16 protein-coding genes are annotated in these 12,819 nt (G+C 61.5%); all 16 read right to left on the minus strand.

Translation table 11 applies throughout. The features are described from left to right. Positions 1-4 precede the first annotated feature (4 nt). Positions 5-373 carry a 50S ribosomal protein L14 gene (rplN, locus tag ACYQ4W_RS07810; RefSeq protein WP_459854946.1) on the minus strand — a complete coding sequence of 123 codons (369 nt, stop codon included), beginning with the start codon at positions 371-373 and terminating at the stop codon, positions 5-7. An 8-nt stretch (positions 374-381) separates the two neighbouring features. Continuing rightward, on the minus strand, positions 382-648 hold the full coding sequence (gene rpsQ, locus ACYQ4W_RS07815; RefSeq protein ID WP_459854948.1) for a 30S ribosomal protein S17: 267 nt from the start codon (positions 646-648) through the stop codon (positions 382-384). Between the two features lie 4 nt (positions 649-652). Further along, positions 653-847, minus strand: coding sequence for a 50S ribosomal protein L29 (gene rpmC, locus ACYQ4W_RS07820; RefSeq protein ID WP_459854950.1), 195 nt, complete (start codon positions 845-847; stop codon positions 653-655). Further along, positions 847-1,263, minus strand: a complete 417-nt coding sequence (gene rplP / locus ACYQ4W_RS07825) for a 50S ribosomal protein L16 (RefSeq protein WP_459854953.1) — start codon at positions 1,261-1,263, stop codon at positions 847-849. The genes rpmC and rplP overlap by 1 nt, the downstream gene beginning before the upstream one ends. After that, entirely contained in the window at positions 1,263-1,901 is a 639-nt protein-coding gene (gene rpsC, locus ACYQ4W_RS07830) for a 30S ribosomal protein S3 (protein WP_459854956.1), read from the minus strand. The genes rplP and rpsC overlap by 1 nt, the downstream gene beginning before the upstream one ends. A 9-nt stretch (positions 1,902-1,910) precedes the next feature. Continuing rightward, positions 1,911-2,243: a 50S ribosomal protein L22 gene (rplV, locus tag ACYQ4W_RS07835; RefSeq protein WP_459854960.1), complete on the minus strand. Its 333-nt coding sequence runs from the start codon at positions 2,241-2,243 to the stop codon at positions 1,911-1,913. A gap of 11 nt (positions 2,244-2,254) precedes the next feature. Continuing rightward, positions 2,255-2,533, minus strand: coding sequence for a 30S ribosomal protein S19 (gene rpsS, locus ACYQ4W_RS07840; protein ID WP_305570686.1), 279 nt, complete (start codon positions 2,531-2,533; stop codon positions 2,255-2,257). A 9-nt stretch (positions 2,534-2,542) separates the two neighbouring features. After that, positions 2,543-3,373, minus strand: coding sequence for a 50S ribosomal protein L2 (rplB, locus tag ACYQ4W_RS07845; protein ID WP_459854963.1), 831 nt, complete (start codon positions 3,371-3,373; stop codon positions 2,543-2,545). Positions 3,374-3,376: 3 nt separating this feature from the next. Next, complete coding sequence (rplW, locus tag ACYQ4W_RS07850) at positions 3,377-3,667, minus strand: 50S ribosomal protein L23 (RefSeq protein ID WP_459854965.1); 291 nt, start codon at positions 3,665-3,667, stop codon at positions 3,377-3,379. A 1-nt stretch (position 3,668) separates the two neighbouring features. Beyond that, positions 3,669-4,289, minus strand: coding sequence for a 50S ribosomal protein L4 (gene rplD / locus ACYQ4W_RS07855; protein WP_459854967.1), 621 nt, complete (start codon positions 4,287-4,289; stop codon positions 3,669-3,671). Positions 4,290-4,304: 15 nt separating this feature from the next. Beyond that, positions 4,305-4,937: a 50S ribosomal protein L3 gene (gene rplC, locus ACYQ4W_RS07860; RefSeq protein WP_459854970.1), complete on the minus strand. Its 633-nt coding sequence runs from the start codon at positions 4,935-4,937 to the stop codon at positions 4,305-4,307. A gap of 13 nt (positions 4,938-4,950) precedes the next feature. Beyond that, a complete protein-coding gene (gene rpsJ / locus ACYQ4W_RS07865; protein ID WP_089271660.1) occupies positions 4,951-5,268 on the minus strand; it encodes a 30S ribosomal protein S10 in 318 nt (105 codons plus the stop codon). 208 nt (positions 5,269-5,476) lie between these two features. Continuing rightward, positions 5,477-7,552 (minus strand): elongation factor G, encoded by a 2,076-nt coding sequence (gene fusA, locus ACYQ4W_RS07870; RefSeq protein WP_459854972.1) that lies wholly within the window; start codon positions 7,550-7,552, stop codon positions 5,477-5,479. A 15-nt stretch (positions 7,553-7,567) separates the two neighbouring features. Next, positions 7,568-8,038 (minus strand): 30S ribosomal protein S7, encoded by a 471-nt coding sequence (rpsG, locus tag ACYQ4W_RS07875; RefSeq protein ID WP_459854974.1) that lies wholly within the window; start codon positions 8,036-8,038, stop codon positions 7,568-7,570. 22 nt (positions 8,039-8,060) lie between these two features. After that, positions 8,061-8,432, minus strand: coding sequence for a 30S ribosomal protein S12 (rpsL, locus tag ACYQ4W_RS07880; RefSeq protein ID WP_305570669.1), 372 nt, complete (start codon positions 8,430-8,432; stop codon positions 8,061-8,063). 163 nt (positions 8,433-8,595) lie between these two features. Beyond that, entirely contained in the window at positions 8,596-12,753 is a 4,158-nt protein-coding gene (gene rpoC / locus ACYQ4W_RS07885; RefSeq protein WP_459854978.1) for a DNA-directed RNA polymerase subunit beta', read from the minus strand. Positions 12,754-12,819: the final 66 nt, after the last annotated feature.

A 12,819-nucleotide genomic window follows, 5' to 3' on the forward strand; every position in this document is an offset into this window, starting at 1 on the left:
AAGCCTACAGGACTTCCGGGGCCAGGGAGACGATCTTCATGAAGTTCTTCTGGCGCAGCTCGCGAGCAACGGGTCCGAAGATGCGGGTGCCCAGGGGCTCGTTGGCGTTGTTCAGAAGAACGGCGGAATTGTTGTCGAACTTGATGAAGGAGCCATCGGGGCGGCCGACTTCCTTCCTGGTGCGCACCACAACAGCCTTCATCACTGCGCCTTTCTTCACCTTGGAGTGAGGAATGGCGTCTTTAATGCTCACGACGATAATGTCGCCCACCGAGGCGTAGCGACGCTTACTGCCGCCAAGCACCTTGATGCAGCACACCAGCTTGGCGCCGGAGTTGTCGGCGACATCGAGATTGGTTTCGCTCTGGATCATGGCAGCACCTACACCGCTTTCTCAACGATTTTCGACAAATGCCAACGCTTGCGCGCGCTCATGGGGCGATGCTCCACGATGGTGACGGTGTCACCGATGCCGCAGTCGTTGTTGGGGTCATGGGCCATGAACTTCTTACGGCGACGGATGTACTTCTTGAACAGCGGGTGCTTCACGAGCGTGGCGACGCTGACGACGATCGTCTTGTCACCCTTGTCGCTCACCACAACGCCGGTCAGGATGCGCCGGTTGCTTCCGTGGATGGTATCAGCCATTGCCTTATGCTCCCAGTTCGCGCTGACGCTGGATGGTCATGATGCGCGCGATGACTTTCTTGACTGCGGGAATGCGCTGGGTGTTCTCCAGCTGCGCCGTGGCGTGCTGGAAGCGCAGGTTAAAGAGCTCCTTGCGGAACTCGGCCAGTTTCGTGGACAGCTCGGCGGCGTCCAGGGCGCGCAATTCTTTTGCGTTCATTACTCAGCCCCCTCCTTGACCACGATGACGGTCTTCACGGGCAGCTTGTGCATGGCGCGGGTAAGCGCAACCTTGGCCACCTCAAGCTCAACACCCTTCACTTCGTAAAGGATGCGGCCGGCGCGCACGGGAGCGGCCCAGCCCTCAGGAGCGCCCTTACCGGAACCCATGCGGGTTTCAGCGGGTTTCTTGGTCACCGGGTAGTCCGGGAACATGCGGATCCAGACCTTACCGCCGCGCTTGATGTGGCGCATGATGGCGATACGGGCGGCCTCGATCTGCTGGCTCGATATCTTGCCGGGCTCCAGAGTCTTCAGGGCGACATCACCGAAGGCGATGCTGCTGCCTTTGACGGCAGGCCCCTTGATCCGGCCCTTTTGCTTCTTCCGGTATTTCAGTTTCTTTGGCGCGAGCATTACTTACCTCTCTCGTCGAGAATCTCACCCTTGAAGATCCACACCCGGACGCCGATGACGCCGTAGGTGGTTTTGGCGGTGGCATAGCCGTAGTCGATATCCGCGCGCAGCGTGTGCAGGGGCACACGACCGTCACGGTACCACTCGGAGCGGGCGATTTCCGCACCGGCCAGGCGGCCGGCACAAGCGACCTTGATGCCCTCGGCCCCGAACTTGCGGGAAAGGGCAACGGTGCGCTTCATGGCGCGGCGGAAGGCCACGCGGCGCTCCAACTGGGTGGCGATGCTCTCGGCCACAAGCTGAGCCTCAACTTCGGGACGGCGGATTTCATTCACCTCGATGGTGATGTCACAGCCGAACTCTTTCTTGAGGTCCTCGCGCAGCTTCTCGATCTCGGCGCCTTTGCGGCCGATGACGATGCCCGGGCGAGCGGTGTGCAGCACAAGGCGAACCTTGCCGCCAGCGCGCTCGATCTCGATCTTGGCGAGGCCGGCGTGGAAGAGCTTCTTTTTAACGTACTTACGCAGCTGGTCGTCCTGGAGCACGAAGGCAGGATATTCCTTCTTGCTGAACCAGCGCGAAAGCCAGTTCTTATTGTATCCCAGGCGGAACCCGATCGGATGGACTTTCTGACCCATGGCGCCCCCCTACTTTTCCTTCACAATGACAGTTATGTGGCTGGTGGGCTTGTGAATCCGGTAAGCGCGGCCCATGGCGCGGGGCATAATGCGCTTCTGCGTCGGACCTTCGTTCACCATCACATTCCCGACCACGAGGGCGTCCACGTCACAGCCAGGAATCTGACCGGCGTTGGCGATAGCCGAATACAACACTTTGCTGATGAGCTGAGCCGATTTCTTGGGCGTGAACTTCAGGATGTTCAGCGCATCCTCAACGGGCTTGCCCTTGATGTTCTCCGCCACAATGCGCACCTTGCGCGGGGAAACGCGCAGATACTTGGCGATAGCTTTGGCTTCCATTGGTGAACTCCCTACTTGCCCTTGGCTTTCTTGTCCGCAGCGTGACCGAAGAAGGTGCGGGTGGGCGAAAATTCGCCCAGCTTATGCCCGACCATGTTCTCGGTGACGAACACGGGGATGAACTTCCGGCCATTGTGGACGGCAAAGGTAAGCCCGACCATTTCCGGCAGTATGGTGGACCGGCGGGACCAAGTCTTGATAACGCGGCGGTCCTTGTTCTCGGTAGAGGTCTCGATCTTCTTCTGAAGATGACCGTCCACGAAGGGACCTTTTTTGATAGATCTGGCCATGTTATACTCCTACTTCTGCCCGCGGCGCTTGACGATGAGCTTCGTGGACGACTTCTTCGGCTTGCGGGTCTTGTAACCCTTGCTCGGCATGCCCCACGGGGACACGGGATGCCGGCCGCCGGAGCTTCTGCCTTCGCCGCCGCCAAGAGGATGGTCAACGGGGTTCATGGCCACGCCGCGCACTTCCGGGCGCTTGCCCATCCAGCGGTTGCGGCCGGCCTTGCCCAGGGTGACCTTCTCGTGATGGATGTTGCCCACCTGGCCGATGGTGGCCATGCAGTGGGAAAGCACCTTGCGGACCTCGCCGGAAGGGAGGCGAAGAAGGGCGTAGGCGCCCTCTTTGGCCACCAACTGGGCGTAGGAGCCGGCAGCGCGGCAGAACTGGCCGCCACGGCCGGGGTGCAGCTCGACATTGTGGATGACCGTGCCCACGGGGATGCGGGACAGGGTCAGCGCGTTGCCGGGCTTGATGTCCGCAGTGTCGCCAGCGAGAATCTGGTCGCCCACGGAAAGGCCCAGGGGAGCCAGAATGTAACGCTTCTCGCCATCGGCGTAATGCAGAAGGGCGATGCGCGCGCTGCGGTTCGGATCGTACTCCACGAACGCGACCTTGGCCGGAATGCCGGTCTTGTCGCGACGGAAGTCGATGATGCGGTACGAACGCTTGTGCCCGCCGCCGCGGCGACGGGAAGTGATGCGACCAAAGTGGTTGCGACCGGACTTCTTCGAAAGACCAACGGTGAGGCTCGGCTCGGAGGTGCTCCGGGTGATTTCCTCAAACGTGGAAATGGTCTGGAAGCGGCGTCCAGCCGAAGTGGGTTTTACCTTGCGGATGGACATGGCTTAGACTCCCTCGAAGAACTCGATTTTGTCGCCCTCTGCCAGGGTGACGAAGGCCTTCTTGAACCCCGCAACCTTGCCGATGACCCGCCCATGGCGGAGTCGGCGAGAGGGACGCCTGCGAACGATATTGACAGCCTCCACATGGACGCCGAAAGCGGCTTCGACAGCGCGCTTGACCTCGATCTTGTTGCTGCTGGGAGCAACGATGAAGGAGACCTGATTCAGGTTTTCCTTCGCGAGGTTGGCCTTTTCCGTGATGACGGGCCGAATGATGATTTTCGTGTAGTCCATACTACTTCAACCTCTCCTGAACAGAAACAGCCGCGCTCTCGAGCATGACCAGCTTCGGGTACAACAACACATCGTATGCGTTGAGTTTGTCGGCCGGAAGCAGCTTGATGCCGGGCAGGTTGCGAGCTGAAAGAAGCAGGTTATTATCCACTTCCTTAAAAACAATCAAGGCCTTTTCCAAACCGAGGGCCTTGGCCACTTCGGCGAAACGCTTGGTCTTGATCTCCGGCAGGTCGATGCCCTTGAGCACAAGCATGTTGTCCTCGGCAAGCCGGGAGGACAGCGCCATCTTCAGAGCCAGGCGGCGCACCTTGCGGTTCACCTTGAACTCGTAGCTGCGGGGCTGGGGTCCGAAGATGACCGCACCGCCGCGCCACACGGGCGAACGGTTGGAGCCGGCGCGGGCGTGGCCCGTGCCCTTCTGCTTCCAGGGCTTCTTGCCGCCGCCGGAAACGAAAGCGCGAGTCTTGACGGAATGGGTACCGACACGTTTCGCGGCCAGCTGGGCGCGCACAACAAGGTGCAGGATCTCGGGGCGGACCTCCACCTCGTAGACCTCAGGGGACAGATCGAGGCTGCCCACTTCCTTCTTCAATTGGTCGAACACGGTAACGGTTGCCATGTGTGTATACCTTCCCTACCCGGCCTTGCGGATCATGACCAAGCCGTTTTTGCAGCCGGGCACCTGGCCCTTGACTACGATGATGTTCTCCTCGGGGCGGACATCAACGATCTCAACGGCAGGCAGCGTGACGCGCTCGTCACCCATGTGACCGGGCATCTTCTTGCCCTTGAAGACGCGCGACGGCTCGGTGTTGGTGCCGATGGAACCGCCGGAACGGTGGACTTTCTCCGCGCCGTGGGTGGCTTTGAGGCCCTTGAAGTTGTAACGCTTCATGACGCCCTGGAAGCCTTTGCCCTTGGAGGAGCCGGTAACCTTGACCTTCTCGCCAGGCTCGAAGATGGAAACGGTGATGTCCTGACCGACCTCGTAGCCGTCAACCACATCCAAAGGGAATTCCTTCAGATGACGGTAGAAGCCCTTGGCGGCCTTCGCCTGATGGCCCTTGTCCGGCTTGGTGAGCTTGCGCTCGGGCACGGCGTCGAAACCAACCTGCAAAGCGTTGTAGCCCTCTTTCTCCGAGGTCTTGACCTGGAGAACGGGGCAGGGTCCAGCAGAAATAAGGGTCACGGGCACAACCGTGCCGTCATCGGCAAAGATGCGCGTCATGCCCAGCTTGCGTCCAAGAAGTCCGAGAGTTTTTGCCATATCCCGCACCTCCCTACAGCTTGATCTCAACGTCGACACCGGCGGGAAGCGAAAGCTTGCCCAAAGCGTCAACGGTCTGCTGGGTGGGCTCCAGGATATCGAGCAGGCGCTTATGAATGCGCATCTCGAACTGCTCACGGGACTTTTTGTCCACGTGAACGGAGCGCTGAACAGTGGTCTTGTGGAAGTTGGTGGGAAGGGGCACAGGGCCGGCGATAGCCGCACCGGTATTCCGGGCGGTATCAACGATTTCCGTCACCGCTTTATCAAGGATGCGGTAATCGTAGGCCTTGAGCTTGATCCGAATACGATCGCTCGTCATCGCAGCCATAAACTCTCCTTCGTTTCCGGGGGCGACCTTCGTCCCTCGCCGCCTGCGCCCATGCGCTGGCAGCTCTGCGGAAATGCTGGGGGTTAACTGGTTCTCGACACTGATTCCCGGAGACGTCCCCCGGATATTTTCTAAACAGCGGAAGGATGCCTTACGCGCTCCGCTCTTCTCCTGTCAAGGAAAAAAGCGGAGCGCGGCATGAATCCGTCTATTTCTTCTTGATGATCTCATCGGCGATGCTGTTGGGCACCTGCTCGTAGTGATCAAACTGCATGGTGAAGGTGGCGCGGCCCTGGGTGCGCGAACGCAGGTCCGTGGCGTAGCCGAACATGTTGGACAGGGGCACCTGGGCGCGGATGACCTGCGAGGAGACACGGGCCTCCAGGCTGCTCACGCGGCCGCGGCGTCCATTCAGGTCGCCCATGACGTCGCCGAGGTATTCCTCGGGGGTGACGACTTCGACGTCCATGATGGGCTCGAGCAGAACCGGACCGGCCTTCTGGCAGCCTTCCTTGATCGCCATGGAGCCGGCGACGTAGAACGCCTGCTCGCTGGAGTCGACCTCGTGGTAGGAGCCGTAGACCAGCTTGACCTTGATATCGACGGCGGGGAAGCCGGCGAGAATGCCGTTCTTCAGGGCGTCTTCGATACCGCGGCCAACCGGCGCGATGTATTCCTTCGGGATGATGCCGCCCTTGATCTCGTCCTCGAAAACGTAGCCGCCCGCCGGGTTGGGCTCGATCTCGATGACGACGTGGCCGTACTGGCCGCGACCACCGGTCTGCTTGGCGTGCTTCATGTCCACCTTGGCAGGCTTGGTGATGGTCTCGCGGTAGGCGACGCGGGGCGCGCCCACGTTGGCGTTGACGTTGAACTCGCGCAGCAGGCGGTCAACGATGATTTCCAGGTGCAGCTCGCCCATGCCGGCGATCAGGGTCTGACCGGTCTCCTCGTCGCCCTTGACGCGGAACGAGGGGTCTTCCTTGGTCAGCTTGGCCAGGCTCTGGGAGAGCAGGTCGCGGTCGGCCTTGGTCTTGGGCTCGATGGCGACTTCGATGACCGGTTCGGGAATGTCCAGGGACTCGAGCAGCACCGGGGCGCGCAGATCGGCCAGGGTGTCGCCGGTGGACACGCTCTTGAGGCCGACGGCGGCCACGATGTCGCCCGCCAGGGCTTCTTTGATTTCTTCACGCTTGTTGGCGTGCATCTTGAGCAGACGGCCGATGCGCTCCTTCTTGCCATTGCCCGCGTTGACCACGGTGGCGCCGGACTCGATGCGCCCGGAGTAGATGCGCAGGAAGGTCAGGTGGCCGACAAAGGGGTCGGTCATGAGCTTGAAGGCGAGGGCCGCCAGCGGCTTGGTGTCGTCGCAGGGGCACTCGATCTTTTCTTCGACGTTATCGGGGTTGCTGCCGACCATGGCCGGAATATCCAGCGGAGAGGGCAGGTAGTCGATGACGGCGTCGAGCAGGGGCTGCACGCCCTTGTTGCGGAACGCGGTGCCGCAGAGCACCGGGCAGATCTTCATGGCGATGGTGGCCTTGCGGATGCCAAGGATGATCTCTTCCTCGGTGAGTTCCTCACCGGCGAGATACTTCTCCATCATGGCCTCGTCTTCCTCGACAACGGCCTCGAGCATCTCGTGGCGCAGTTCGTCGTACTTGGCCTTCAGGTCGGCGGGCACCTCGACGATGTCGAAGCTCACGCCCTTGTCCGTGGCGTCGCCGTATATGACGGCGTTGCCGCGCACCAGGTCCACCATGCCGTTATAGGTGTCTTCGGAGCCGATGGGGATGTGCAGGGGCACAGGCTTGGCGCCGAGGCGGGTCTTGATCATGTCCACGCAACGGAAGTAGTCCGCGCCAACGCGGTCCATCTTGTTCACGAAGGCGATGCGGGGGACATTGTAGCGGTCGGCCTGGCGCCAGACGGTTTCCGACTGGGGCTCAACGCCGGCCACCGCGTCGAACACGGCCACGGCGCCGTCGAGCACGCGCAGGGAACGTTCGACTTCCATGGTGAAGTCGACGTGGCCTGGGGTGTCGATGATGTTGATACGGTGATCGCGCCAAAAACAGGTGGTGGCGGCACTGGTGATCGTGATGCCGCGCTCCTGTTCCTGAACCATCCAGTCCATGGTGGCATTGCCGTCATGAACTTCGCCGATCTTATGGGACACGCCGGTATAATAGAGGATGCGCTCAGTGGTCGTGGTCTTACCGGCATCAATGTGGGCCATGATGCCGATATTGCGCTGTCTCTCGCTGGGGACTGCTTTGGACACGTGCTCTCTCCGTGACTACCAGCGGTAGTGGGCAAAGGCCTTGTTCGCCTCGGCCATCTTGTGGGTTTCTTCTTTCTTCTTCACTGCACCGCCGCGGTTGTTGAAGGCGTCGAGGAGCTCGGCGGACAGACGGTCCACCATGCCCTTTTCGCCGCGCCCGCGGGAGTAGCTGATGACCCAACGGATGGCGAGAGCGCTCTGGCGATCGGGACGCACTTCCATGGGCACCTGATAGGTGGCGCCACCGACACGACGGCTTTTGACCTCGGTGTGGGGGCGAACGTTGTCCAGGGCCTTTTCAAAGGCGCGGATGGGATCTTCCTTGCTCTTTTCGCCAAGGGCCTCGAGGGCGTCGTAGAAGATGCGCTCAGCGGTGCTCTTCTTGCCGTCGAACATGAGGCGATTGATGAACTTGGCGGCCATGCGGCTGCCGTAAACCGGATCAGGCAGGACCTGACGCTTGGTGACTGGACCTTTGCGGGGCATGAGTATTCTCCTTCCCTTCGCGTTACTTCGGACGCTTGGCGCCGTACTTGGAACGGCCCTGGCGACGATCAGACACGCCAGCGGTGTCCAGCGTGCCGCGGATGATGTGGTAACGGACACCGGGAAGGTCCTTCACGCGGCCGCCGCGAATGAGCACAACCGAGTGCTCCTGAAGGTTGTGACCCTCACCGGGGATGTACGCAGTAACCTCGATGCCGTTGGTCAGGCGCACGCGGGCAACCTTACGCAAGGCCGAGTTCGGCTTTTTGGGCGTGGTGGTGTACACGCGGGTGCAAACACCGCGGCGCTGCGGGCATTCCAACAGTGCCGGGGTCTTCTTGCGCTTGCCGATCTTCTTGCGCGACTTGCGGATCAACTGGCTGATAGTAGGCATGAACCCTCCGAGAAAAAGTGCTAAAATAAAGCAAGAGGACCGCTCTTATGCCGGAAGCGGCCTGATGTCAAGCCCCTCACCACTCTCCCCTTTAGGGGGAAATGGGCGGGCGCCCCTACAGGCCCCGCCCTTTGTATGCTTTTGCTCCGCTTAGGCGGCGCAGTTAAATTGGTTCAATGAGCAGGGGATCTTCCTCAAGATCCTCCAAAAACTTGTCGGGCCGCTCGGGCTGGTCGGGCACGGAAATCTCCGCATCGGCATACTGGCGATAGCCGGTGCCCGCCGGGATGAGTCGACCGACAATGACGTTTTCCTTCAGTCCGCGCAGCGAGTCGGACTTGCCGGAGAGCGAGGCCTCCGTCAAGACCTTGGTGGTCTCCTGGAAGGAGGCCGCCGAGATGAAGGAGTCCGTGGACAGCGAGGCCTGGGTGATGCCCAGAACCAGCGTTTCCGCAGTGGCCGGCACGCCGCTCTTGGCGATGACGGCGTTGTTCTCCTCCATAAAGCGAACCTTGTCCACCTGTTCCCCGATGAGGAAGCCGGTGTCGCCCGGATCGAGGATGCTCACCTTCTTGAGCATCTGGCGGACAATGATCTCGATGTGCTTGTCGTTGATGTTAACGCTCTGCACCCGGTAGACGTTCTGGATCTCTTCCACCAGGTAGCGGGCAAGATGCTTCTCGCCCTTGATCTTCAAGATGTCGTGCAGCTCCGGATACCCTTCGGTCAAGAGGTCGCCCGCCTCCACGAAGTCGCCTTCCTGGACGGTGATGTGCTTGCCCTTGGGAATGAGGTATTCCTTGCTGTCGCCCGTTTCCGGAACGACCACGATCTTGCGCTTGCCTTTGCTTTCCGCGCCGTAGGTGACCAAACCGTCGATTTCGGAAACGACGGCCTGCTCCTTGGGCTTGCGGACTTCGAAGAGCTCGGCGACGCGCGGCAGACCGCCGACGATGTCCTTGGTCTTCGAGGATTCGCGGGGACGGCGGGCGACGATGTCGCCGGCCTTGATCTCGTCGCCGTCCTTGATCATCAGAATGGCGCCCACGGGCATGGGGAACTCGGCCTTGAGCGCGCTGCCCGGGCGGGGAACCACATGGCCCTTCTCGTCCTGAATGGACAGCATGGGCTTGAAGTTGGTGGTGCGGTACTCGATGATCGTATAGGTGGCGCGCTGCGTCATGTCGTCGATGCGCTCCTGATACGTCTTGCCTTCAATGATGTCCTTGAAGTGCACGATACCGTTGACGTCCGCGATGAAGGGCTCGTTGAACGGGTCCCATTCGGCGATGGGATTGCCCTTGCGGATGTCCTGGCCCTCGGTGACGAGCAGACGCGCGCCGGAAGGCAGGGTGTACTTCTCGCGCTCGCGGCCCTGTTCGTCCACCACGCTGACCTGGCAGCTCTTGCCGAGGACCATGGTCTGGCCTTCGGAGTTGGTGACGTTTCTCATGCGCGAGAACACGATGCGGCCGTTGTGCTGGGCTTCGACGCTCGACTGCTCGATTTCGCGCGATGCCGTGCCGCCGATGTGGAAGGTGCGCATGGTGAGCTGGGTGCCCGGCTCGCCGATGGACTGCGCGGCGATGATGCCGACGGTTTCGCCCACGTTGACCACATGCCCGCGGGCAAGGTCGCGGCCGTAGCACGCGGCGCAGATGCCGATGGGGCTTCTGCAGGTCAGGCCCGAGCGGATGGTGATGGAGTTGATGCCGGACTGGTCGATCTTCTCCGCAATGGCCTCGTCGATGAGCGTGTTGCCTTCCACGATGAGCTCGCCGGTGTCTTCATTGAACACCGGGAACATGGTGGTGCGGCCAAGAACGCGCTCGGCCAGGCGCTGCTTGATCTCGCCGTCCTTGATGTAGTGGGTCAGCTCCAGGCCGTCCACGGTGCCGCAGTCAATCTCGCTGATGGTCACGTCCTGAACGACGTCGACCAGGCGGCGGGTGAGGTAACCGGAGTTGGCCGTCTTGAGCGCCGTATCCGCGAGACCCTTACGAGCGCCGTGGGTGGAGTTGAAGTACTGCAGAACCGAAAGGCCTTCACGGAAGCTCGCCGTGATGGGCGTTTCGATGATTTCGCCCGAGGGCTTGGCCATCAGGCCGCGCATGCCGGCCAACTGGCGCATCTGGTCCTGGTTGCCTCGAGCGCCGGAGGTCGCCATCATGTAGATGGGGTTGAAGCTCGCGTTGACCTCGGCCTCGCCCGTCTTGGCGTCGATGACCGTGTCGCGCGAGATCTCCTCCATCATCTGCAGGGAGACCTCATTGGTGGTCTTGGTCCAAACGTCGACGACCTTGTTGTACTTCTCCGTGCGGGTGATGATGCCCTCGCGGTACTGGGCCTCGATGTCCTCGACCTCGTCCTGGGCGGCCTTGATGAGTCTGGGCTTCTCGTCCGGGATCTTGAGGTCCTTGACGCCGATGGTGATGCCGGCGCGGGTGGCGTACTCGTAGCCGAGGCTTTTCAGCTTGTCGCACAGGATGACCGTGGCCTTGGTGCCCGCGGTGCGGTAGGCCATGGCCACAAGGCGGCCGATGTTCTTTTTGTTCAGCACGAGGTTCACGTTCTCGAACCCGAGGTTCGAGGGCAGAAGCTCGCCAGCGATGATGCGGCCGCAGGTGGTCTCGGTGAGCACGCCGCGCACCCGGCACTTGATGCGGGCATGCAGCCCCAAGTGACCGGCGTGGTGGGCGGCAATGACCTCCCAGGCCTCTGTGAAGATCATGCCCTCGCCCTTTTCAAAGCTGCGCGCGGTGGTCAGGTAGTACAGGCCCAGAACGATGTCCTGGCTGGGGTTGATGACCGGCGAGCCGTTTGCGGGCGAAAGGATGTTGTTCGAGCTCATCATGAGCACGCGGCATTCGATCTGCGCCTCGACCGAGAGGGGCACGTGGACAGCCATCTGGTCACCGTCGAAGTCGGCGTTGTAGGCCGCGCAGACGAGCGGGTGCAGCTGGATGGCCTTGCCTTCGACCAGGAGCGGTTCAAAGGCCTGGATGCCGAGCCTGTGCAGGGTCGGCGCGCGGTTCAGAAGAATGGGGTACTCGCGCACCACGTTCTCCAGAATGTCCCACACGACCAGGTCTTCGCGCTCGACCATCTTCTTGGCGCTCTTGATGGTGGTGGCGATCTCGCGTTTTTCAAGCTCGGAGTAGATGAAGGGCTTGAACAGCTCGAGGGCCATCTTCTTGGGCAGGCCGCACTGGTGCAGCTTCAGGTTCGGGCCGCAGACGATGACCGAACGGCCGGAGTAGTCGACGCGCTTGCCGAGCAGGTTCTGGCGGAAGCGGCCCTGCTTGCCCTTGATCATGTCGGACAGGCTCTTGAGCGGGCGGCCGTTGGTGCCGGTGATGGCGCGGCCGCGGCGGCCGTTGTCGAACAGGGCGTCGACGGCTTCCTGCAGCATGCGCTTTTCGTTGCGGATGATGATGTCCGGCGCGCCAAGCTCAAGCAGCCGCTTCAGGCGGTTGTTGCGGTTGATGACGCGGCGGTACAGGTCGTTCAGGTCGGAGGTGGCGAAACGGCCGCCGTCGAGCGGCACCAGGGGGCGCAGTTCGGGCGGAATGACCGGCACCACTTCCATGATCATCCATTCCGGCTTGTTGCCGGACTCGATGAAGGCCTCGACGATCTTGAGGCGCTTGGTGATCTTCTTCTTCTTGGTCTGCGAGCGCGTGGTGGCGGATTCCTCACGCAGGGTGGCGCGCAGTTCCTCGAGGTTGATGGCCTCGAGCAGCTTGCGCACGGTCTCCGCGCCCATGCCCACTTCCACGGCGTCCTCGCCGTAGTGGTCAATGACCTGGAGATACTGGTCTTCGCCCAGCACCTGCAGGCGCTTCAGGCTCGTGTCGCCCGGGTCAAGCACGATGTAGGAGTCGAAGTACAGCACCTTCTCCAGATCGGCCATGGTGATGTCGAGCAGCGTGCCGATCTTGGACGGCAGGGTCTTGAGGAACCAGATGTGCGCAACGGGCGCCGCCAGTTCGATGTGGCCCATGCGCTCGCGGCGGACCTTGGAGGCGATGACCTCGACGCCGCACTTTTCGCACACGATGCCGCGGTGCTTCATGCGCTTGTACTTGCCGCAGTTGCACTCGTAGTCCTTAACGGGGCCGAAGATCTTGGCGCAGAAAAGGCCGTCGCGCTCCGGCTTGAAGGTGCGGTAATTGATGGTCTCCGGCTTCTTGACTTCGCCGAAGGACCACTCCCGGATTTTCTCCGGGGAGGCGATGGATATCTGAATGGCCTTGAGATTGCGTCCGGCAATGCCCAGGCTCGGCGCTCCACGCATGGTGAACAGTTCGTCCAAGCTCATGAAGTTCCCTCGTAAGTTTGACAGTTCGCATAAAACCCGGAAATCCGGGCCAGCCCACCAACGGAC

The organism is Humidesulfovibrio idahonensis, assembly GCF_054657715.1.

Coding starts and splice junctions, on each gene's coding strand:
- rpsC (WP_459854956.1), bottom strand. CDS start 1,901: ATGGGTCAGAAAGTCCATCCGATCGGGTTCCGCCTGGGATACAATAAG.
- rpsG (WP_459854974.1), bottom strand. CDS start 8,038: ATGCCCCGCAAAGGTCCAGTCACCAAGCGTCAGGTCCTGCCTGATCCG.
- rpsQ (WP_459854948.1), bottom strand. CDS start 648: ATGGCTGATACCATCCACGGAAGCAACCGGCGCATCCTGACCGGCGTT.
- rplP (WP_459854953.1), bottom strand. CDS start 1,263: ATGCTCGCGCCAAAGAAACTGAAATACCGGAAGAAGCAAAAGGGCCGG.
- rplD (WP_459854967.1), bottom strand. CDS start 4,289: ATGGCAACCGTTACCGTGTTCGACCAATTGAAGAAGGAAGTGGGCAGC.
- rplV (WP_459854960.1), bottom strand. CDS start 2,243: ATGGAAGCCAAAGCTATCGCCAAGTATCTGCGCGTTTCCCCGCGCAAG.
- rpmC (WP_459854950.1), bottom strand. CDS start 847: ATGAACGCAAAAGAATTGCGCGCCCTGGACGCCGCCGAGCTGTCCACG.
- rpoC (WP_459854978.1), bottom strand. CDS start 12,753: ATGAGCTTGGACGAACTGTTCACCATGCGTGGAGCGCCGAGCCTGGGC.
- rpsL (WP_305570669.1), bottom strand. CDS start 8,432: ATGCCTACTATCAGCCAGTTGATCCGCAAGTCGCGCAAGAAGATCGGC.
- rpsS (WP_305570686.1), bottom strand. CDS start 2,533: ATGGCCAGATCTATCAAAAAAGGTCCCTTCGTGGACGGTCATCTTCAG.
- rplW (WP_459854965.1), bottom strand. CDS start 3,667: ATGGACTACACGAAAATCATCATTCGGCCCGTCATCACGGAAAAGGCC.
- rplC (WP_459854970.1), bottom strand. CDS start 4,937: ATGGCAAAAACTCTCGGACTTCTTGGACGCAAGCTGGGCATGACGCGC.
- rplN (WP_459854946.1), bottom strand. CDS start 373: ATGATCCAGAGCGAAACCAATCTCGATGTCGCCGACAACTCCGGCGCC.
- rplB (WP_459854963.1), bottom strand. CDS start 3,373: ATGTCCATCCGCAAGGTAAAACCCACTTCGGCTGGACGCCGCTTCCAG.
- rpsJ (WP_089271660.1), bottom strand. CDS start 5,268: ATGGCTGCGATGACGAGCGATCGTATTCGGATCAAGCTCAAGGCCTAC.